The following is a 21,552-nucleotide window of genomic DNA, read 5'->3' as shown; positions in this document are numbered from 1 at the left end:
CGTCAGCGCTGCAGCGCCAGCGTGCCGCGCATGTGCTGGGCGTGGGCCGGGAACGAGCAATAGAAGGTGTAGGACTCACCCGCGGCCAGGCGGCTGACGGGGAACGTGACGGTGGCGGTTTCACCGCCGCCGAGCATCGGCGTCCTGGCCAGGATGCGGCCGTCGCCCGGCGCCAGGAAGTCGTGCGCCGCGCCGGCCTTGATGCCGTCGACCATGACCGCGTCGATGTCCTCGGTCTTGGTCAGCACCCAGTTGTGGCCGGCCTTTTCCTTGCTGTTCTTGCCGGTGTGGATGAGGCGCACCGTGAAGTCCTTGCAGATCGCCGGGACCACGATGTGGTTGGGCGCGAACTTCTTGCCGGGCTGGCCTTCGACGTCGATGCCGCAGGCGGGATCGGCGGCGTGGGCGGCGCCGGTGGCCAGCAGGGCGAGGAAGGCGAGCGGGTAGCGGTATTGCATGGGGAGGCGTCTCCAGGGGCAGGGGAAGGCGTCAGCCACGCTTGAGGGCGCGGATGACGATGGTGAGAAAGAAGGGAATGCCGACCAGCGAGGTCACGATGCCGACCGGGATGAGGGCGCCGGGCAGCACGGTCTTGGAGGCGACCGAGGCCAGCGACAGGATCAGGGCGCCGGCCAGCGCGCTGCCGGGCAGGTAGTAGCGATGGTCCTCGCCCAGCAGCAGGCGGGCGATGTGCGGCGCCACCAGCCCGACGAAGCCGATGGTGCCGACGAAGGACACCGCCAGCGCCGCCAGCGCGCTGACCCGCAGCAGGCTGACCAGGCGCAGGCGCTTGACGTCGATGCCGAAGCTGGCGGCGCGTTCCTCGCCCAGCCGCACCGCGGTCAGCTTCCACGCGTCGCGCAGCGAGAACGGCAACGCCAGCGCCAGCGCGGCAGCCATCACGCCCACGGTGGTCCAGGTGGCGCGCGCCAGACTGCCCATGGTCCAGAACACGATGCCTTGCAGCGCTTCCTCGCTGGCGATGAACTGCAGCAGCATGACCAGGGCCTGGAACGAATACACCAGCGCGATGCCGAACAGCACCACGCCCAGCGTCGAACCGCCGCGCCAGCGCGCCACGCGCTCCAGGATCAGCACCGACACCAGGGTGCTGGCGAAGGCCGACAGCGACACCACCATGCCGGGCGGCAGCGCCGGCACGTGCCAGTCCAACGTGATGGCCAGCGAGGCGCCGAACGCGGCCGCGGCCGACACGCCCAGCGTATAGGGGCTGGCCAGGGGGTTGTCCAGCATGGTCTGCATCTCGGCGCCGCCCAGGCCCAGGGCCAGGCCCACCAGCAGCGCCATCAGGGCGTAGGGCAGGCGGAACTGCCAGACGATGACGCGGGTGCCAGCGTCGGCGGCGTCGGGGTGCAGCAGGGTGCGCAGCAGGTCGAGCGGCGCCAGGCCCGCCGGGCCGGTGGCGACGTCGGCCAGCAGGCTGATGGCGATGGCCACGGCCAGCGCCAGGGCCAGCGCCAGCCGCCGCCGGCGGGTGCGATGGTAGCGGGCGACGGGATCGTCCAGGACGCCGTCGGCCGCGAGGGCGGTAGCGGAACTCTGCATGATGGCGTGCCTGCCTGCCGTCAACGGGCGGCGGGTGCGGTCCAGTAGGTGCCGGCGCCGTCCACATCGAGGAAGTCGCGATACAGCGTGGCCAGCGTGGCGTCCGGGTCCAGCGCGCCGGCGCGTTCGGGGTACAGCCACTTGGCCATCGCCTCGATTGCCGCGACGTTGTAGGGCGAGTTGTAGAACGCGTGCCAGATGCCGAAGGCACGGCCGCGCTTGACCGCGTCCAGGTCGCGAATGCCGTCGCGTTGCAGCAGGGTCGAGAGGCTGGCGGCGGACACGTCGGCGGCAGCGCCGGGGCCCGCCAGCAGGCCGGGACGGCCGGGGTCGGAGCGGCTGCCGGTGGCGATGTAGACCTGTGGCTGGGCCTTCAGCAGGAATTCCATGCTGACGTCGCCGATCGCGCCCGGCAGCACCGGGGCCGCCACATTGACGCCGCCGGCCGTCTCCAGCAGGTCGCCGAAGCTGCCGTTGCCGGTGGTGTGGCAGCAGGCGGGCCAGACGCCGGCCAGCATTTCCACGAATACGCGAGGACGCTCGGCCTGCGGCACCGGCTGCACCAGTTCGCGCACCTTGGCCAGGTGCGACTCATAGAACGCGATGTAGCGCTCGGCCTGTTCCGGACGGTCGAGCGCCTGGCCCAGGATGCGCAGGCTGGGCACGGTGTTCTGGACCGGATGCTGGCGGAAATCGATGAACACGACCGGAATGCCGGCCTGCTGCAGCGACGCGATCATCGGGTTGTTGCGGCCCGGGCCGTGGCCGCTCAGGCTGAAGATGGCCACGTCCGGCTTGAGCGAGACGATCTTCTCCGGGCTGACGCTGGCCTCCGAGGTGGTGCCGATCAGCGGCACCTCGGCCGCCTTGGGGAAACGCTTGATCAGTTGCTGCCAGGAATAGGGATCCTGCTGCTTGAGCTCGCCCTGCCAGCCGACCACGCGCGCCACCGGGTCGGCGCGGTCCAGCAACGCCATGGCGAAGACGAAGCGGCCTTCGCCCAGCAGCACTCGCCGCGGATGATCGGGCACGGTGACGACGCGGCCGGCCAGGTCGGTCACCTGGCCGGCCTGGGCGCCGGGCAGGGCGCAGAGCAGGGCGGTGGCGGCCAGCGCCGCGCGGAACATGTTTTTCAAACGCATGGGGAGATCCCGATCCAGTGGCCACGACACGCCCCGCGGGCTTGCGGGTAACGCGAACCATTCCTATCGGCAGGCAGTCTCCGTCATCAGGGTTCAAGAATTCGTTAAGACGCGCCCCGGGTTGTGGCGGCCCCGTCGCGAAACGGCTGGCGTCCGTGGCGGGATCGGGGCCGCGCTTACAATCTGAGATTGATTTACATTCCCCGCACCGCCCCATGCGCGTTCTTGTCATCGAAGACGACCCCGATATCCTGGCGAACATCACGCATCACCTGACGCGCCGCGGCTACATCGTCGACTGCGCCGAGGATGGTTTGCGCGGCTACGCCATGGCGGCCGAGGGCGGTTTCGACCTGATCGTGCTCGACCTGATGCTGCCGCGGCTGGACGGCTACGACCTGTGCCGCCGGCTGCGCGCGGAGGCGCGCTGCGATACGCCTGTCATCATGGTGACCGCGCGCGACACGCTGGACAACCGGCTGACGGGGTTCGACGCTGGCGCCGATGATTACCTGGTCAAGCCGTTCGCCCTGGCGGAGCTGGCGGCGCGCGTCAAGGCCCTGCTGCACCGCGCCCATGGGGCCGGCGCAGCGCGGGTGCTGCAGGTAGGCGACCTGACGCTGGATACCGGCACCCTGGCGCTGGCGCGGGCCGGACAGCCGCTGCGGCTGCCGCCTTCGCCGCTGCAACTGCTGATGCTGCTGATGCGCGCCAGCCCCGCGGTGGTGCACCGAGGCCGGCTGGAAGAGGCGCTGTGGCGCGATTCGCCGCCGGACAGCGATAGCCTGCGCACGCACATCCACCAGATCCGCCAGGTGGTGGACAAGCCGTTCGCCACGCCGCTGCTGCACACCGTGCACGGCATCGGCTACCAAATGCGGGCCGGCGACGATGCGTAGCGCGCGGCGCGGGCTGGCGCGCTATCTGGTACGCACCTACCTGCTGCTGGCGCTGCTCGTTGGCGGCGCGCTGACCTGGGTCTCGGTCTGGAGCGTGAACACGCTCGAAGTCCATCTGCAGCGCATCGACATGGGCATGGCGGTGGAACGGGTGCGCAACGATTTCCTGGCCGGCGTCGATCCCGGACGGCCGCACCGTTTCTTCCATGGCGCGCCGGGCAGCGAAGCGTTTCCGGCGGGGCTGCGGGGCCTGGCGCCGGGCTTTCACAAGATCGAGCGCGAGGGCCGCGTCTGGCACGTCATGGTGGACGACAAGGACGGCCAGCGCTACATGCTGCTGCGCGACTACACCGAGTACGAACGCAACCAGTCCACTTCGCACTGGACCGTGGTCAGCGGCCTGGCCGGCGGCCTGGTGCTGGCGTTCGTGCTGGGCACCCTGGCGACGCGGCGCATGCTGCGGCCGCTGGCGCGGCTGGCGGCGCAGGTCACGGCGCGCGGCGCGCAGCCGCCCCAGACCCGCCTGGCGGCGGACTATCCGCCGGACGAGATCGGTAGGCTGGCGGACGCTTTCGACGCCACCTACAACCAGCTCGAACAGGCGCTGCGGCGCGAACAGTTGTTCACGGCGGACGTCGGCCATGAATTGCGCACGCCGCTGATGGTGATTTCCAGCTCCTGCGAGCTGCTGCTGGACGAACCCGGCCTGGACGCCGACGGCAGCGCTCGCGTGCGGCGCATCGCCGCGGCCGCGGCCGACATGGGCGAACGGCTCGATACCTACCTGATGCTGGCGCGCGGGCGCGACGCCAGTGACCAGTTCAAGCGCGAAAGCGCCGGCGGCGCGGCGCGTGAACAACTGGCGGCCTGGAGCGCGATGGCGCAGCGGCGCGGCATGTCGCTCGTACTCGAAGCGCCGGCGCAGGCGAGCGCGGCGGATCCAGACGATGCGCAGGCCGACGCGCCGCGTTTTCCCGCGCCCTTGCTGCGCGCGCTGCTGTCCAACCTGATCCGCAACTCGCTGCAGTACGCCGGCCCGGGCGCGCGCGTCACGATCAGCGCCGGCGCGGACTACCTGCAGGTGGCAGATGACGGCCCGGGCATCCCCCTGGAACGGCAGGAAGCCGTCTTCAGCCCGTTCGTGCGCGGCGCGCAGCCCGATGCCGGCAACCTGGGGCTGGGGCTGTCGCTGGTGCGGCGCATCTGCGAGCACCAGGGCTGGCGCGTGTCGCTGCGGTCGGCGCCCGGGCAGGGCAGCGTGTTCAGGGTGGACCTCAGAACGACAGCTCGGCCGTGAAGGTTACGGTGCGGCCGGCGCCGGGCACGCCATAGAGCTGGAATCCGTCGAGCGAGGCGCCGACGCGGCTGTAGTAGAACTTGTTGAACAGGTTCTCCACGTTCATGCCCAGGGTCAGCGACTTGTCGACGCGATAGCGCGCGGCGACCGAGTGCAGCCAGTACGACGGCGCCTTCTCGTCGTCGCGTATCCAGATGGGATGAGTGCCGGACGGACCCGACACCGTGGAACTATTGTTGTTCTTGCCGCCTACGTACTTGTTATCGGTGTAGCGCCGCTTACCCACATATTGCGCGCCGTAGCTCAGCGAAAGCTTGTCGGTGGCCGCGTACGTGGTCCACAGGTTGAACGTCAGGTCCGGCACGTTCTTGGCTTCCTCGCCGCTGTTGGCGCCCTTTGTAATGCGGCTCTTCAAGGCGCTGACGCCGGCGAAGGCCGACCAGCGCGGGGTGAGGTTGCCCGCCAGCCCCAGCTCGATGCCGTCGACCCGCTTGGCGGGCAGCGCGCGCACCACGTCGGTGGCGTCGTCGCCATACTCCCAGGAGTCGGACAGCTCGGTGCGGAACACCGCGCCTGCCAGCGACAGGTCGCCCTGGGCCAGGTCCCACTTCCCGCCCAGCTCGTAGGTCTTGGACACCGCCGGCTTGTAGCTGTCGCCGCCGGTGGCGCCGTAGATGTTGTTGTTGGTCGAGGCGCCCAGCGCGGACGGCTGCGCGGCCTGGCTGTAGGCGGCGTAGAGGCTGGCCTCGGGCACCGGTTTGTAGGTCACGCCGAGGCGGCCGCTCCAGGCGCCGTCCTCGACCCGGTTGGTGCCGTGCTTGCCGGCGGAGCCGGTGACCTGCGTGACGCGGAACCGGTCATAGCGCAGCGCGCCCTGCAGCAGCCATTGCGGCGTCAGCGTCAGCGTGTCGCCCACGTACAGGCCGGTGTTGAAGACCTCGGCGCGGTTGCCGTCGGCGCCCTTGACCTTATCGACCCCGCCCATGTCGACGCCGCCGTTGTTGCGCAGGTCGAAGGTCGGGTTGGTCGACGGCGCCTTGATGGTGCGTTCGTGATCGCCGTAGGTCTCCTTGTAGAACTCCACGCCGGTCACCAATTGGTGCTTGATGGCGCCGGTCTGGAAATCCAGGCTCAGGTTGGTCTGGTTGGCCAGGATGGTGTAGCGCTTGGAGGTGCCGAAGTCGTTGCCGCGCAGTTGGCCATCGGGGCTGGGGTTGTCCAGCGCCACATAGCCGCTGTACGAGGGGATGCCGTCGGCGCTGTTGACCAGCGGCCCGGCGCCGGCGTAGCCGTAGGAGGTGCGCGAGGCGCTGTTCAGGCGCGCCGGCGACAGCACGCCGATGCGGTCGGTCTGTTCCCAGCGGCTGATGTTGGACAGGCGAACGCGGTCGTTGAAATCATGTTCCGCCTTCAGGGTGGCCTGGTCGGTGCGGGTCTGTTCGGTGTACAGCGACGGATCGCCGTACCAGGCGTTGCGCGATACGTTCGGCATGCGCTGGCCGCCGGTGCCGCGCTGGATCGGCACGCCGCCGTCGGGAATGTTGTTGTCTTCCTGGTGCAGGTAGTTCAGGGTGACGCGGGTGGGCGTGCCCAGCCCCATCGCCAGCGAGGCCGCCATGCCGGAGCGGTCGAACTCGGTCACGTCGCGCTCGGCCACGCCGTTGTGGTGGCGCATCAGGTTGATGCGCAGCGCCGAGCTGTCGGTCAGTTCCTGGTTCAGATCGGCCGTGATGCGACGGTAGTGGTCAGTGCCCAGGCCGCCGGACGCCTTGTAGAACGAGCCCAGCCGGGCTTCCTTGCTGACGAGGTTGACGCTGCCGCCGACCGCCGAGATGCCGGACTCGATCGAGCCGGTGCCCTTGAAGACCTCGGCCCGTTCCAGGTTGAAGATGTCGGTGCGGCTGGACATGCCGGCGTCGCGGATGCCGTCCACGGTGATGCTCTGTTCCGCCGAGAAGCCGCGGATGGTGAACATGTCGCCCCAGCCCAGGTTGCCCTCGCCGGAGCTGAAGGTGATGCCGGGAACGTTACGCAGCACGTCCTGCAGGCTCTGGGCATGCTGCTCTTCCAGCACCTCGTGCGGCACCACCGTGATGCTTTGCGGGGTGTTCAGCAGCGGCTGGGTGAATTTGCCGGACTGCACGTGGTCGGTCTTGTAGGGCGCCGGGCTGTCGGCCTGCACCGTCACCGGCGCCAGCACCGTGGCGTTGTCGCTGGCCGGCTGCGCCTGCGCGCTGGCGGCGGCGCCAAGCGCCACGCCCAGGGTCTTGAACGCCATCGCGCGGGGATGAGAGGGTTTGTACTGCGCCATCGTCGGGTTCCAGGAAAGTGCCAATGAGAATCGTTAGCGATTCTAGGAAGGCCCATCTCAAGATCTCGTTAAGGCGAGGGGCGCCATCGTCATGGGGGGCCGCTCCGAACGCGGCGGTGGCCGCTGACGGCTGGGCGGGGTATTCCGGCGGTCCGAAAAAAACGCCTTCCGGGGGAAGGCGTTTTCGCGACAGGCGTGGAAGCGGGCAGGCCCGCCCGGCCTCAATGCAGGATCTGGCTCAGGAACAGCTTGGTGCGCTCGTTCTGCGGGTTGTCGAAGAACTCGTCCGGGCTGTTCTGCTCGATGATCTCGCCGCGGTCCATGAAGATGACGCGGTTGGCGACCTTGCGCGCGAAGCCCATTTCGTGGGTCACGCACAGCATCGTCATGCCGCTTTCCTGGGCCAGGTTGACCATCACGTCCAGCACTTCCTTGACCATTTCCGGGTCCAGCGCCGAGGTCGGCTCATCGAACAACATGATCTTGGGGCTCATGCACAGCGAACGGGCGATGGCCACGCGCTGCTGCTGGCCGCCCGAGAGCTGGCCGGGGAATTTCTTGGCCTGGTCCGGGATGCGCACGCGCTCCAGGTATTTCATGGCCGTGGCCTCGGCTTCGGCGCGCGGCTTCTTCAAGACCCACATCGGGCCCAGCGTCAGGTTCTCCAGCACCGTCAGGTGCGGGAACAGGTTGAAGTGCTGGAACACCATGCCGACGTCCTTGCGGATGGTCTCGATGTGCTTGAGGTCATTGGTGAGCTCCGTGCCGTCCACGATGATGTGGCCTTTCTGGTGCTCTTCGAGCCGGTTGATGCAGCGGATCATGGTGGACTTGCCCGAGCCGGACGGCCCGCACACCACGATGCGCTCGCCCGGCGCCACGTCCAGGTTGATGTTGCGCAGCACGTGGAACTGGCCGTACCACTTGTTCACGTCCTGCAGTCGAATGATGGCATCAGACATGCCTGTACTCCCGTAAATATCGCATTGCGGGTCCGCCGGTGGCGGACCCGCGGCAAGGTTCTAGCGTGCGTGGCCCGTGGCCAGGCGTTTTTCCAGCGCCTGGCTGTATTTGGACATGGAGAAGCAGAAGACGAAGTAGATCAGCGAGATGAACAGATACGCCTCCACCCCGAATCCGCGCCATGCCGCGTCGGACAGGGCCGCCTTGGCCGCCAGCGTCAGGTCGAAGATGCCGATGATCACCACCAGCGACGTGTCCTTGAACAGCGCGATGAAGATGCTGACCAGCGGCGGGATCACGATCTTGAGCGCCTGCGGCAGGATGATCTTGCGCATCTGCTGCCAGTAGTTCAGGCCGAGCGAATCGGCGCCTTCGTACTGGCCCTTGGGGATCGCCTGCAACCCGCCGCGCACCGTTTCGGCGATGTACGCGGCCGCGAACATGATGATCGCGATCTGCGCGCGCAGCAGCTTGTCGATGGAGAAGCCTTCGGGCAGGAACAGCGGCAGCATCACCGACGACATGAACAGCAGGCTGATCAGCGGCACGCCGCGGATCAGCTCGATGTACACGACGCACAGCGCCTTGATGGCCGGCATCTTCGAGCGCCGGCCCAGGGCCAGCAGCACGCCGATCGGGAAGGCGAAGGCGATGCCGAACGTCGACAGGATCAGCGTCAGCGGCAGGCCGCCCCAGCGCGCGTTCTCGACGTAGGTCAGGCCCAGCACGCCGCCCCACATCAGGATCGCCACGGCGGTCAGGCCGACGGTCCAGATAATGGCGAGCTTCCAGTTCCAGAAACGGCGGATGCCGCTGCACACGATCACCGCGACCAGGATGATGGTCGCGATCAGCGGCCGCCATTGTTCGTCGTAGGGATAGGTGCCGAACAGGATCAGCCGGTGCTTCTCGATGATGAAGGCCCAGCAGGCCCCGCCCACCGAGGCGCGGCATTCCTGCGCGTTGGCGGCGGTGAAGTTGGCGCGGATAACCGCCCACTCGACCAGCGCCGGCACCGACATCAACAGGAACCACGCCAGCAGCACCGTGATCAGGATGTTCAGCGGCGAGGAAAACAGGCGCGAGCGCAGCCACGCCCACGCGCCGACATGGGTCTTGGGCGGCGGCAGCCCTTCGCTGGGGGTATGCGTAGTGCTGCTCATATCAACGCTCCACCAGCGCGATGCGCTTGTTGTACCAGTTCATGAAGATCGAGATCGACAGGCTGACCGTGAGGTACGCGCCCATGATGATGAGAATGCCCTCGATGGCCTGCCCGGTCTGGTTCAGCGTGGTGTTGACCACCGACACGATGTCCGGGTAGCCGATGGCCACGGCCAGCGAGCTGTTTTTCAACAGATTGAGATACTGGCTGGTCATGGGCGGAATGATGACCCGCAAGGCTTGCGGCAGCACCACCAGGCGCAGGGCCAGCGGCCGCCGCAATCCGAGGGCGCCGGCCGCTTCCCATTGGCCGTTGCCGACCGCCTGGATGCCCGAGCGCACCACCTCGGCGATGAACGCCGCGGTGTAGATCACCAGGCCCAGCAGCAGCGCCGCGAACTCCGGCGTCAGCGTCAGGCCGCCCGTGAAGTTGAAGCCCTTCAGTTCCGGCATGTCCAGTGTCAGCGAGGCGCCGCTGGCGAGCCAGCCGATCACCGGCAGGGCGATCAAGAGGCCGATGGCCGCGCGGCCCAGCGGGAACGCCTGGCCGGTCGCTTCCTGGCGCTTCCGGCCCCAGTGGCCCAGGAACAGGATGGCGACGACCGCCAGGCCCAGCCCGGCCAGCACCCAGTCGAGCGAGGCGCCTTCCAGCCCCGGCACCTTGAGGCCGCGGTTGGAGATGAAGACGCCCGGCAGCGGATGGTGCGCCTGGCGCGGACCCGGCATGTTCTCGGTGATGAGCGCATACCAGAAGAACAACTGCAGCAGCAGCGGCACATTGCGCATGACCTCGACGTAGATCGAGGCCAGCCGCGCCACCAGCCAGTTCCTGGACAGCCGGCCCACGCCGATCAGCACGCCCAGCACGGTGGCGGCCACCAGCGCCAGCAGGCCGACCCGCAGCGTGTTCAGGATGCCCACGACGATGGCGCGGCCGTAGGTGTCGGCCGGCCCGTAGGCGATGGGCGATTCGCCGATGGCGAAACCGGCTTCGCGCGCGAGGAAGCCGAAGCCGGTAGCGATGTTGCGCAGCGCCAGGTTCTGCAGGGTGTTGTGGACCAGGAACCAGATCGCCGATCCCGCCAGCGCCAGCGCCAGGGCCTGGTAGGCCAGGGCGCGGGTGGCGGGATCGTTCCAGGACCAGCGGCGCGGCGCTCGCCGCGCGTTGGCATTGTTCTGCTTGCCCACGGTTCAGCCCGCCATCAGCGCGCCGACCGCGGCGGCCAGCCGGTCCATGCCCTGTTCGATTACTTCGGTGGCGGTGGCGAAGGAGAACCGCACATACGGCGACAGGCCGTACGAACCGCCGTCGATCACCGCCACGCCTGCCTGGCGCAGGAAGAACAGGCTGACATCCAGGTCGGTCTTGAGTTCGCCGTCCGGCCCCTTGCGGCCGATCAGGCCGGCGACGTTGGCATAGACGTAAAAGGCGCCGTCGGGCGTGGCGCAGGAAATGCCGGGAATCGCATTCAGGCGCCGCACGATCAGGTCGCGGCGCGCCTTGAAGATGGCGACCATCTCGGTCACGCTGGACTGGTCGCCTTCGAGCGCGGCCTGGGCCGCGGCCTGCGAGATGGCGCTGGGGCAACTGGTGCTTTGCGACATGACCGTGCTCATGGCCTTGATGAGGTCGGCCGGGCCGGCGCCGTAGCCGATGCGCCAGCCGGTCATGGCGTAGGCCTTGGACATGCCGTTGACGATCAGCGTGCGCTCGGCCAGGCGCGGCTCGACCTGCACCGGCGAGACGTGCGCTTCGGCGCCGTAGCAGAACGGCGCGTAGATTTCGTCGCTCAGGATCCAGACGCGCGGATGGCGCACCAGCACTTCTGTCAGGGCACGCATCTCGGCGCGGCTGTAGACCGCGCCGCTGGGGTTGCTGGGCGAATTCAGGATCAGCCAGCGGGTGCGCGGGGTGATGGCCGCCTCCAGGCTGGCGGCGTCGAGCTTGAAGCCCTGCGATTCGGGTCCGGTCACGACCACCGGCTTGCCCTCGTTGAGCAGCACCATGTCGGGATACGACACCCAGTACGGCGCGCACACGATCACTTCGTCGCCCGGTTCCAGGCTGGCGGTCAGGGCCGCGCCGATGATCTGCTTGGCGCCGGCGCCCACGGTGATCTGGTCCAGGCCGTACTTGGCGCCCAGGGTCTGCTCCAGGCTGCCGGCGATGGCGCGGCGCAGGCCCGGGGTGCCGTTGGGGCTGGTGTAGCGGATATCGCCGCCGGCGATGGCGTCCTGGCCGGCGCGCGCGATGTGGGCGGGCGTGGCCATGTCGGGCTCGCCCAGGGTGAAGTCGGCGATCTCGCGCCCGGCGCGGCGCAATTCGTCGACCACGATCTTGGCGGCCATGCTGGGGGAGGGTTTGATCTGCTTGAGGCGGGCGTTGACGATGCTGTTCATGGTGACTGCTTCAAAGAATGCGGAGGCCGGCGCGAGGCGGCCAGTCCGCGGAAATCGGGAAAACGCGGCGCGACCCGGCGCCATCGCCGGGCCGCGCGAGAGTCGCTCAGCGCACGGGCCAGCCGTACATCAGGCCGCCCTGGGTCCACAGCTTGTTCAGGCCGCGGTCCAGCTTCAGGGGGCTGTCCTTGCCCATGGCGCGGTCGTAGCTTTCGCCGTAGTTGCCGACCTGCTTGATGATGTTGTAGGCCCACTTGTCGTCCAGGCCCAGGTTCTTGCCCATGCCGGGCGTCACGCCCAGGATGCGCTGCACGTTGGGGTTGGTGCTCTTGAGCATCTCGTCGACGTTCTTGGACGTGATGCCGTATTCCTCGGCTTCGAGCATGGCGTTGAGCGACCAGCGCACCACGTTGAACCACTGTTCGTCGCCCTGGCGCACCATGGGGCCGAGCGGTTCCTTGGACAGGTTCTCCGGCAGGATCTCCCAGTCGTCCGGCTTGGCCAGGCGGGTGCGCATGTTGGCGGCGGTGTTGGACTTGTCGTTGGTGTAGGCGTCGCAGCGGCCCGACTCCAGCAGGCGGAAGTTCTCGTCGTAGTTCTCGACCAGCACCGGCTTGAAGGTGATGCCGCGGGCGCGGAAGTAGTCGGCCAGGTTCAGTTCGGTGGTGGTGCCGGGCTGCACGCAGACCGTGGCGCCGTCCAGTTCCTTGACCGTCTTGACGTTCATCGACTTCTTCACGATCAGGCCCTGGGCGTCGTAGAAGTTCACGCCCACGCCGATCAGGCCCAGGGTGGTGTCGCGCGTCAGGGTCTGGGTGGTGTTGCGCGACAGCATGTCGATCTCGCCCGATTGCAGGGCCGTGAACTTGGCCTGCGCGGTCAGCACGTTGCCCTTGACCTTCGAGGCGTCGCCGAACATCGCGGCGGCCACGGCGCGGCACATGTCCACGTCCAGGCCGGTCCATTCGCCCTTGCTGTCGAGCACCGAGAAACCGGGAATGCCGGCAAAGCCGCATTGCAGGAAGCCTTTTTTCTTGACGGCTTCGAAGGTGACGCCGGCCTGGGCGCCTGAGGCAACGCACAACAGGGTCGCCGCGAAGGCGGTGGTCAGGAACTTGCGCATGAGAGTGTTCTCCAGGGGTACGGAAAAGGGCAGGGAATGGCTAGGAAACAGACCGGCGGCGCACCGTCGCGTCCCCCGGGCGGGCGGGATGGGACAGGCGCTTGGGACGGGGAGGGGAAAGGCGGGGCGTCAGCGACGATGGCCTTCCGGGCGGGCCTTACCGGTGGAGGCGGGCGGCGTAGCGTTGGAAGGTCGGGCGGGGGACAGGCAACAGGCTCATCGGCGGCACTTGGACGGCAGATCTTGCATAACTGATGCGACGTATGATGGCAGCCATCATACAAGTGAGCAAGTCAGGGGATTCCCGTAATTTGCAATGTCGGCAGCGGTTATATGGCGCGAGCGGCCGGGCGCCATGAGGGCGCGGCGCGCGGCAGGCGACGGGCCTGGGCGGGGCGGCGCGTGGCCGCCCCGGAGGATTCCGCGGCGCCAGTCGCGCCGGGAACGGGACCGGGGCCGGTCAGGCCGGCGGGTTGGACAGCAGCTTGCGGTAGCGGGCGATGCTGTCGCCCAGGTGGCGGGCCATGGCGGCGCGCGCGGCGCCGGGATCGCGGCGCATGATGGCGGTCAGGATGGCTTCGTGCTCCAGCACGTTGCGGGTCTCGTAGACCTCCAGCTCTTCGGGGGTCTTGCCGCCGTGCTTGATGTTCAGGTCCAGCATCACGTCGCGCACCGCCGCCTGCAGCAGGGCCGGGAAGTGCGGGTTGTTGGACGCGCGCGCGATCGACAGGTGGAACTCGTAGTCGGCCTTGACGGCGGCTTCCATGTCGCGGGTGGCGCGGTTGAAGGCGTCGAAGGCTTCGACGATGCCGCTCAGGTCGGCGGCGCTGCGGCGCTCGGCCGCCAGGCCACAGGCCTCGACCTCGAGGCCGGCGCGCAGCTCCATGATGTGCAGCGCCCAGCGCGGATCGGCGGCCGGGGCGACGACGAAATCGATGGGCTTTTCGCGGTCTTCGGTGACGAACACGCCGATGCCGGCCTTGCTGACCAGCCGGCCGCTCAGGCGCATCGAGGCCACGGCCTCGCGGATCACGGTGCGGCTGACGTCGAATTCGGCGCACAGCGCATGCTCGGACGGCAGCTTGTCGCCGGGGCGGTACTGACGGGCGTCCAGCCGCTTGGTCAGTTCGTCGATCACGACGTCGGTCAGGCGCGAGCGCGGGCGGGGCCGGGGAGTTTCCATTGTCTCTCTTGTAGGGTTGCGGCGCCGGGAGGGCCGTAACCCCTATGATAAACGCCCGATGCCGTATGACAGCATACAGGAGCGTTATCGGGCCATGGCTGGGGCGGGCTCATGGCGCCGTGGCCGTGGCGCCCAAAGCAGGACGCCCTCCGGTGGGCGGAGGGCGTCCTGGCTGCGCGGAACCGCAAGAGGCAGTGGTCGGCGCGTGGCCGCCCGTTGCGGGCTGGCGTTTACTGCGGGCCGAGCTTGCGGATCAGGGCGTCGAGCATCTCCAGTTCCTCGGGATGCAGGTCGGTCAGCGGCGCGCGCACGGGGCCGGCATCGTGGCCGACCAGCTTGGCGCCAGCCTTGACGATGCTGACGGCGTAGCCGGCGCAGCGGTTGCGGATCTCCAGGTAGGGCAGGAAGAACTCGTCGAGCAGGCGGTTGGTGGTGTCGTGGTCATTGGCGGCGATGGCGCGGTAGAACTGCATCGCGGTCTTGGGCACGAAGTTGAAGACGGCCGACGAGTAGACCGGCACGCCGAGCGCGCGGTAAGCGGCGGCATAGACCTCGGCGGTGGGCAGGCCGCCCAGGTACGAGAAGCGGTCGCCCAGCTTGCGGCGGATGCGGACCATGGCTTCGATATCGCCGACGCCGTCCTTGAAGCCGATCAGGTTGGGGCAGCGCTCGGCCAGGCGGGCCAGGTGGTCGGCCGACAGGCGCGACTGGGCGCGGTTGTAGACGATGACGCCGATCTTGACGGACTTGCAGACCTGTTCGACGTGGTCGGCGATGCCTTGCTGGGAGGCCTCGGTCAGGTAGTGCGGCAGCAGCAGCACGCCCTTGGCGCCCAGGCGCTCGGCTTCCTGGGCGTAGGCGATGGCCAGGCGGGTGGGGCCGCCTGCGCCGGCCAGGATCGGCACTTTGCCGGCGCAGGTGGTGACGGCGGTGCGGATGACATCCGAATACTCGTCGGGGGCCAGCGAGAAGAACTCGCCGGTGCCGCCGGCGGCGAACAGGGCGGTGGCGCCGTAGGGGGCCAGCCATTCCAGGCGCTGGGCATAGGTCTTGGCGTTGAAGTTGCCTTGCGCGTCGAAATCGGTCACGGGGAAGGAGAGCAGTCCTTCCGAGACGATGGCCTTGAGTTCCTGGGGTGTGGTCATGCCTGGGTCCATTGAAGCGAAGTGAAGGCCGCCGTAGCGTCATGCCCGCGGCCGGGATTGGGTAACTTAAGATGTATGTCATCGTACAACATACAAGCTGAATCGACAATGCCTGTGCGCCGATCCAAAAGAAAACGGGCGGCCCACGGCCGCCCGTTCATGGCTTCGCCGGAAGCGGATCAGGCCGACAGCACGCCGTCGGTCATGCGCGGCAGGCCAAGCGGATTGGCGCGCTTGAGGCCGTCGGGCAGCAGCGCGTCGGGCAGGTCCTGGTAGCAGACCGGGCGCAGGAAACGGCGGATGGCGGTGGCGCCGACCGAGGTCGAGGCGGGATTGGAGGTGGCCGGGAACGGGCCGCCGTGCACCATCGCATGGCTGACTTCGACGCCGGTGGGATAGCCGTTGGCCAGGATCCGGCCGGCCTTGCGTTCGAGCACCGGCAGCAGGCCGCGCGCCATGTCGGCGTCGGCTTCGTCCACGAACAGGGTCGCGGTCAACTGGCCTTCCAGGTGCTCGGCCACCGCGCGCATCTGCGCGGCGTCGCGGCATGCCACCACCAGCGAGGCGGGGCCGAAGACTTCGGCCTCCAGCTCGGGCGAGGCCAGGAAGCGGGCGGCGTCGGTGCCGAAGACGGCGGGGCCGGCGGCGTTGGCGGCGGGCCGCGAGGCTTCGCCGCGTCCCAGCGTGGCGACGCTGGCGTGGCCGGCCAGGGCCTGTTCGCCCTGTGTGTAGGCGGCGAAGATGCCGGGGGTCAGCATGGTGGCGGCGCCCTTGGCCTGCACCGCCTGGCCGGCGGCCTGGCGGAAGCGCTCCAGCGCCGGGCCTTCGATGCCGATTACCAGGCCGGGGTTGGTGCAGAACTGGCCCACGCCCATGACCAGCGATTCGACGAAGCCCTTGGCGATGGTCTCGGCGCGCGCTTCCAGGGCGGCGGGCAGCAGGAAGACCGGGTTGATGCTGGACATCTCGGCATACACCGGGATCGGCACCGGGCGCGCGTTGGCGGCCGCCACCAGGGCCAGGCCGCCGCGGCGCGAGCCGGTGAAGCCGACCGCGGTGATGGCCGGGTGCGTCGCCAGCGCGGTGCCGATCTCGTTGCCGGCGCCGAACAGCAGCGAAAACACGCCTTCGGGCAGGCCGTGCCTGGCCACCGCTTGCTGGATCACCCGGCCCACCATTTCGGAGGTGCCGGGATGGGCGTTGTGCGCCTTGACGATCACCGGGCAGCCGGCGGCCAGCGCCGACGCGGTGTCGCCGCCCGCCACCGAGAACGCCAGCGGGAAGTTGCTGGCGCCGAATACGGCCACCGGGCCCAGCGGCACGTTGGCCAGGCGCAGGTCGGCGCGCGGCAGCGGCTGGCGGTCGGGTTGGGCGGGGTCGACGGTGGCGTCCAGGAAGTAGCCGTCGCGCACCACGCGCGCGAACAGGCGCAACTGGCCGACGGTACGGCCGCGCTCGCCCTGCAGGCGGGCCAGCGGCAGGCCGGTCTCCAGGTGGGTGCGCTCGATCAGCGCATCGCCCAGTGCCAGGATGCCTTCGGCGATGCTCTCGAGGAATTGCGCGCGGGTCTCGAGCGGCGCGGCGCGGTAGGGGTCGAACGCGGCGGCGGCCAGTTCCGCGGCGCGCGCTACGTCCTCGGCGGTGCCGGCGCGGAAACCGGGTTGCAGCGGTTCGCCGCGGGCCGGGTCGATGGCGTGCAGCGGGGCGCCGGCGCCCTTTACGGACTGGGCGCCGATCAACATATTGCCGGTCAAGGTCATGAATCTCTCCGAATGAAAACGCCCCCGGAACGGGGGCGACCAGGTGTGGCGCGTCGCGGGCCTATTGCGGGCCGAGCTTGCGGATCAGGGCGTCGAGCATCTCCAGTTCCTCGGGATGCAGGTCGGTCAGCGGCGCGCGCACGGGGCCGGCATCGTGGCCGACCAGCTTGGCGCCAGCCTTGACGATGCTGACGGCGTAGCCGGCGCAGCGGTTGCGGATCTCCAGGTAGGGCAGGAAGAACTCGTCGAGCAGGCGGTTGGTGGTGTCGTGGTCATTGGCGGCGATGGCGCGGTAGAACTGCATCGCGGTCTTGGGCACGAAGTTGAAGACGGCCGACGAGTAGACCGGCACGCCGAGCGCGCGGTAAGCGGCGGCATAGACCTCGGCGGTGGGCAGGCCGCCCAGGTACGAGAAGCGGTCGCCCAGCTTGCGGCGGATGCGGACCATGGCTTCGATATCGCCGACGCCGTCCTTGAAGCCGATCAGGTTGGGGCAGCGCTCGGCCAGGCGGGCCAGGTGGTCGGCCGACAGGCGCGACTGGGCGCGGTTGTAGACGATGACGCCGATCTTGACGGACTTGCAGACCTGTTCGACGTGGTCGGCGATGCCTTGCTGGGAGGCCTCGGTCAGGTAGTGCGGCAGCAGCAGCACGCCCTTGGCGCCCAGGCGCTCGGCTTCCTGGGCGTAGGCGATGGCCAGGCGGGTGGGGCCGCCTGCGCCGGCCAGGATCGGCACTTTGCCGGCGCAGGTGGTGACGGCGGTGCGGATGACATCCGAATACTCGTCGGGGGCCAGCGAGAAGAACTCGCCGGTGCCGCCGGCGGCGAACAGGGCGGTGGCGCCGTAGGGGGCCAGCCATTCCAGGCGCTGGGCATAGGTCTTGGCGTTGAAGTTGCCTTGCGCGTCGAAATCGGTCACGGGGAAGGAGAGCAATCCTTCCGAGACGATGGCCTTGAGCTCCTGCGGCGTGGTCATGGGCGGGTTTCCGTAAGTGGCGGGGTGACCGCTGGCAGGCGTGCCTGTCGCGCGGACCCGATTGAATAGGTACGTCATCGTACAACATGATTTTGGTCGGTTCAACCGATTGCCCAGCGCTTGCAGACGTAATGTTCGGGAAATCCGCAATGCGAGCCAGGCTTGGGGCAAAGCATAATTGCATTGGTTGTACGATAACGTATCGCGCGCCGCCTGCCGCGGCGCCCCATTCTCAGAGGACTCCCCCATGCTGCCCGCGGCTGGCCCAGCGCCCGTGCTGATCAAGATTCATCCCGAGGACAACGTCGCCATCGTCGCCAATGACGGCGGCCTGGCGGCCGGCGCCGCGCTGGCCGACGGCCTGACGCTGGCCGAGGCCGTGCCGCAAGGCCACAAGGTGGCGCTGCGCGACCTGGCGCAGGGCGAGCCGGTGCGCCGCTACAACGTCATCGTGGGCTACGCCGCGCGCGACCTGCCGCGCGGCAGTTGGGTCAATGAACGCGTCACCACCATGCCCGCCGCGCGCACGCTGCAGGACCTGCCGGTCGGTACGCGCAAGCGCGCGCCGCTGCCGCCGCTGGAAGGCTACACGTTCGAGGGTTACCGCAATGCCGACGGCACCGTCGGCACGCGCAACATCCTGGCGATCAGCACCACGGTGCAATGCGTGCAGGGCGTGGTCGAACACGCGGTCGAGCGCATCCGCCGCGAGCTGTTGCCGCGCTATCCCAACGTCGACGGGGTGGTGGGCATCGAGCACACCTATGGCTGCGGCGTCGCCATCGACGCGCCGGGCGCGGCGATTCCGGTGCGCACGCTGCACAACATCGCCCGCAATCCCAACTTCGGCGGCACCGCGATGGTGGTGAGCCTGGGCTGCGAGAAACTGCAGCCCGAGCGCCTGCTGGCGCCCGGCGCCATCCCGATCCGCGCTGGCGAGGGCATGGCGGCAGACGGCGGCGTCGATACCATCGTGCTGCAGGACGACGAACACGTGGGCTTCGAGTCCATGATCGCCAACCTCATGCGCACCGCCGAGCGCCATCTGCGGATCCTGGACCAGCGCCGCCGCGAAACCTGTCCGGTGTCGGAGCTGGTGGTGGGCGTGCAGTGCGGCGGCAGCGACGCGTTCTCGGGCGTGACGGCCAATCCGGCGGTCGGCTTCGCGGCCGACCTGGTGGTGCGCGCCGGCGGCACCGTGATGTTCTCGGAAAACACCGAGGTGCGCGACGGCATCGACCAGTTGACCGCGCGCGCCGCCACGCCGGAAGTGGCGCAGGCGCTGGTGCGCGAAATGGCCTGGTACGACGAATACCTGCAACGCGGCAGCGCCGACCGCAGCGCCAACACCAGCCCCGGCAACAAGAAGGGCGGCCTGTCCAACATCGTCGAGAAGGCGATGGGGTCGATCATCAAGTCCGGCACGTCCAATATCGATGGCGTGCTGTCGCCGGGCGAACGGCTGACGCGCAAGGGCCTGATCTTCGCGGCCACGCCGGCCAGCGATTTCATCTGCGGCACGCTGCAGTTGGCGGCGGGCATGAACCTGCACATCTTCACGACCGGCCGCGGCACGCCTTATGGGCTGGCGCAGGTGCCGGTGATCAAGGTCGCCACCCGCAGCGACCTGGCGCGGCGCTGGCACGACCTGATGGATGTGGACGCCGGCCGCATCGCCACCGGCCAGGCCAGCATCGAGGACGTGGGCTGGGAGCTGTTCCGTCTGATGCTGGACGTGGCCAGCGGCCGGCGCCAGACCTGTGCCGAGGCGCTCAAGCTGCACAACGCCCTGGCGCTGTTCAACCCGGGTCCGGTGACCTGACGCCTGTCAGGCGGGCCCGTACACGCTAAATACAACGACAACGGAGACAACATGGATTCAAACAGAAGGCACCTGCTGGCCGCCGCCGCCGCGCTGGGACTGGCGCGGCTGACGCCGGCCTGGGCCCAGGCGGACGCATGGCCGACGCGGCCGGTGCGCATCGTGGTGCCGTACCCGCCCGGCGGTTCGTCGGACATCATCGCCCGCGTGATCGCGCCGCGCCTGGCCGAAGCGCTCAAGCAGACGGTGGTGGTCGAGAACAAGCCGGGCGCCAACGGCAACCTGGGCGCCGGCATCGTGGTGCAGTCGGCGCAGGAGGGCCACTCGGTGCTGCTCTGCGACGTCGGCGCGCTGGCGATCAGCCCGTCGGTCTACACCAAGCTGTCGTTCGATCCATCCAAGGATCTGCGCGCGGTCGGCATGCTGGCGTATTCGCCGCACGTGCTGGCGGTGCATCCCGATGTGCCCGCCAGGACCGTGCCGGAGCTGGTGGCGCTGTCGAAGAAGCAACGCCTGAATTTCGCCGTCACCGCCATCGGCAGCGCGCCGCACCTGGCGGCCGTGGCGGTGCAGCAGGCCACCGGCGCGCAATGGGAATACGTGCCCTACAAGGGCGGTTCGCAGGCGGTGACGGACACCATCGGCGGCCAGACCCAGGTCATCATGAACGGCCTGCTGGCGACGCTGCCGCACATCAAGGGCGGCAAGCTGCGCGCGATCGCGATCTCGAAGAAGGAACGCATGCAACTGGTGGCCGACATCCCGACGATTTCGGAGCAGGGCGTGGCGGGCTTCGAGTCCGGCACCTGGCAGGGCGTGATGGCGCCCGTCACCACCACCGACAAGACCGCCAGCCTGCTGGCCGCGCTGATGGGCCAGATCGTCAACCAGCCCGACGTGAAATCGCAACTGAACGAGCAGGGCGCCGAGATCGTGGTGCGCGATCCGGTGCAACTGGCGCAGTTCTTCAACAGCGAGCGGGCGCGCTGGGCCAAGGTGGTGCAGAGCGCCGATATCCGGCTGGATTGAGGCGGGCGGCTCCGCCCGGCCCTCCAAAGCACCGCGGACCGTGGAGCGCCTGGCGCCGCACGGTCCGCGTTCTTTGGGATGCAGCGATCAGTCGGCCGTCTGCGTATCCGACGGCGCCTGGGCCGGCGTTGCCACCGAGGTATCGACAGACTTATCGACAGACGTGTCGACCGTCGCGTCCACGGACGTGGCGGCGGGCGCGGCGGCCTCGACCTGCGCCGGCTGCTGGGCGCCTTCCGCGGCCGGCTTGCCCTTGTTCGCATTGCCCTTGCCGCCGCGACCGCCCGCCTTGGCGTGGCGGCGCGAGGCCATCCGCTTGGCGTGCTGCGCCTCGTTGGCGGTGACGGCGCCGGCGGGTTCGCCGTTCAGGTCCACGCGCGCGGCGGCCTCGACCATGCAGTCCCAGTAGCGGCGGCCGTCACACCAGGTCTTGACGGCCTGCTTGATCTCGTCGGCGCTGAGCTGCAGGGCCTTGGCGTGTTGCACCAGATCCTCGAGCACGCCCAGCTTGAGCGGCACCTTGGGCGCCGGCTTCTTGGGGAAGGCCTTGGGGAATTGCCGTTGCAACCGCGAAATGGCGATCAGCACCGGGTCGACCGCCGGCGCCTCGCGTCGTTCGCCAGCCGGCGAACGCGCAGGTTTCTTCCGGGCGGCAGCCGCATCGTCGGACGGACGCGCGGAGGGCTTGCGCGACCCCGCTTCGTTGGCGGCCGGACGGGCGGGTTTCTTTTTGGAAGCCGCCTCTTCGGGAGCCTGCTTCACGAGCAGTTCT

18 protein-coding genes are annotated in these 21,552 nt (G+C 68.8%); 4 read left to right on the top strand and 14 right to left on the bottom strand.

The features are described 5' to 3' along the window. Positions 1-2 precede the first annotated feature (2 nt). The 3 genes from azu to ACUDCK_RS14265 are packed head-to-tail and all read right to left on the bottom strand — an operon-like array spanning position 3 to position 2,708. Positions 3-458: an azurin gene (azu, locus tag ACUDCK_RS14275; protein WP_054504178.1), complete on the bottom strand. Its 456-nt coding sequence runs from the start codon at positions 456-458 to the stop codon at positions 3-5. A gap of 31 nt (positions 459-489) precedes the next feature. Next, on the bottom strand, positions 490-1,566 hold the full coding sequence (locus ACUDCK_RS14270; protein WP_175167946.1) for a FecCD family ABC transporter permease: 1,077 nt from the start codon (positions 1,564-1,566) through the stop codon (positions 490-492). A 20-nt stretch (positions 1,567-1,586) separates the two neighbouring features. After that, positions 1,587-2,708, bottom strand: a complete 1,122-nt coding sequence (locus ACUDCK_RS14265) for an ABC transporter substrate-binding protein (RefSeq protein ID WP_175167945.1) — start codon at positions 2,706-2,708, stop codon at positions 1,587-1,589. Positions 2,709-2,923: 215 nt separating this feature from the next. On the opposite strand from ACUDCK_RS14265, the gene ACUDCK_RS14260 reads away from it, so the two are divergent. Both ACUDCK_RS14260 and ACUDCK_RS14255 read left to right on the top strand, forming a co-directional pair. Further along, on the top strand, positions 2,924-3,607 hold the full coding sequence (locus ACUDCK_RS14260; RefSeq protein WP_054504175.1) for a response regulator transcription factor: 684 nt from the start codon (positions 2,924-2,926) through the stop codon (positions 3,605-3,607). Further along, positions 3,600-4,904: a sensor histidine kinase gene (locus tag ACUDCK_RS14255; RefSeq protein WP_175167944.1), complete on the top strand. Its 1,305-nt coding sequence runs from the start codon at positions 3,600-3,602 to the stop codon at positions 4,902-4,904. The genes ACUDCK_RS14260 and ACUDCK_RS14255 overlap by 8 nt, the downstream gene beginning before the upstream one ends. Here ACUDCK_RS14255 and ACUDCK_RS14250 read toward each other — a convergent pair. The 10 genes from ACUDCK_RS14250 to kdgD (ACUDCK_RS14205) all read right to left on the bottom strand — a co-directional run bounded on the left by ACUDCK_RS14250 (position 4,882) and on the right by kdgD (ACUDCK_RS14205) (position 17,929). Further along, on the bottom strand, positions 4,882-7,215 hold the full coding sequence (locus tag ACUDCK_RS14250; protein ID WP_175167943.1) for a TonB-dependent receptor: 2,334 nt from the start codon (positions 7,213-7,215) through the stop codon (positions 4,882-4,884). The genes ACUDCK_RS14255 and ACUDCK_RS14250 overlap by 23 nt on opposite strands. A 221-nt stretch (positions 7,216-7,436) precedes the next feature. Then, complete coding sequence (locus ACUDCK_RS14245; protein ID WP_006386910.1) at positions 7,437-8,177, bottom strand: amino acid ABC transporter ATP-binding protein; 741 nt, start codon at positions 8,175-8,177, stop codon at positions 7,437-7,439. Between the two features lie 60 nt (positions 8,178-8,237). After that, positions 8,238-9,341, bottom strand: a complete 1,104-nt coding sequence (locus tag ACUDCK_RS14240) for an amino acid ABC transporter permease (RefSeq protein ID WP_175144231.1) — start codon at positions 9,339-9,341, stop codon at positions 8,238-8,240. 1 nt (position 9,342) lies between these two features. Further along, entirely contained in the window at positions 9,343-10,530 is a 1,188-nt protein-coding gene (locus tag ACUDCK_RS14235) for an amino acid ABC transporter permease (RefSeq protein WP_395757791.1), read from the bottom strand. A 3-nt stretch (positions 10,531-10,533) separates the two neighbouring features. Then, positions 10,534-11,742 carry an aminotransferase class I/II-fold pyridoxal phosphate-dependent enzyme gene (locus tag ACUDCK_RS14230; protein WP_054504563.1) on the bottom strand — a complete coding sequence of 403 codons (1,209 nt, stop codon included), beginning with the start codon at positions 11,740-11,742 and terminating at the stop codon, positions 10,534-10,536. Positions 11,743-11,848: 106 nt separating this feature from the next. Next, positions 11,849-12,865: an amino acid ABC transporter substrate-binding protein gene (locus ACUDCK_RS14225; protein ID WP_175167779.1), complete on the bottom strand. Its 1,017-nt coding sequence runs from the start codon at positions 12,863-12,865 to the stop codon at positions 11,849-11,851. A gap of 460 nt (positions 12,866-13,325) precedes the next feature. Further along, positions 13,326-14,048, bottom strand: coding sequence for a FadR/GntR family transcriptional regulator (locus ACUDCK_RS14220; protein ID WP_054504564.1), 723 nt, complete (start codon positions 14,046-14,048; stop codon positions 13,326-13,328). Between the two features lie 230 nt (positions 14,049-14,278). Next, positions 14,279-15,193: a 5-dehydro-4-deoxyglucarate dehydratase gene (gene kdgD, locus ACUDCK_RS14215; protein WP_059270414.1), complete on the bottom strand. Its 915-nt coding sequence runs from the start codon at positions 15,191-15,193 to the stop codon at positions 14,279-14,281. Positions 15,194-15,372: 179 nt separating this feature from the next. After that, a complete protein-coding gene (locus ACUDCK_RS14210; protein ID WP_175167780.1) occupies positions 15,373-16,953 on the bottom strand; it encodes an aldehyde dehydrogenase (NADP(+)) in 1,581 nt (526 codons plus the stop codon). Between the two features lie 61 nt (positions 16,954-17,014). Continuing rightward, complete coding sequence (gene kdgD / locus ACUDCK_RS14205) at positions 17,015-17,929, bottom strand: 5-dehydro-4-deoxyglucarate dehydratase (RefSeq protein WP_059270414.1); 915 nt, start codon at positions 17,927-17,929, stop codon at positions 17,015-17,017. A gap of 247 nt (positions 17,930-18,176) precedes the next feature. Between kdgD (ACUDCK_RS14205) and garD the strand changes: the two genes are divergently transcribed. Then, the gene (garD, locus tag ACUDCK_RS14200) at positions 18,177-19,751 is read left to right on the top strand and encodes a galactarate dehydratase (RefSeq protein WP_175167781.1); all 1,575 of its coding nucleotides are present in this window, start codon (positions 18,177-18,179) and stop codon (positions 19,749-19,751) included. Between the two features lie 51 nt (positions 19,752-19,802). Then, entirely contained in the window at positions 19,803-20,780 is a 978-nt protein-coding gene (locus tag ACUDCK_RS14195) for a Bug family tripartite tricarboxylate transporter substrate binding protein (protein WP_116793544.1), read from the top strand. 87 nt (positions 20,781-20,867) lie between these two features. On the opposite strand, the gene ACUDCK_RS14190 is transcribed toward ACUDCK_RS14195, so the two are convergent. Then, the gene (locus ACUDCK_RS14190; protein ID WP_175167782.1) at positions 20,868-21,542 is read right to left on the bottom strand and encodes a ProQ/FinO family protein; all 675 of its coding nucleotides are present in this window, start codon (positions 21,540-21,542) and stop codon (positions 20,868-20,870) included. Between the last annotated feature and the right edge of the window lie 10 nt (positions 21,543-21,552).

It is taken from the genome of Achromobacter sp. CF-sbj1-Ac2-l (genome assembly GCF_052698165.1).
This window is presented reverse-complemented; position numbering and strand designations above follow the sequence as displayed.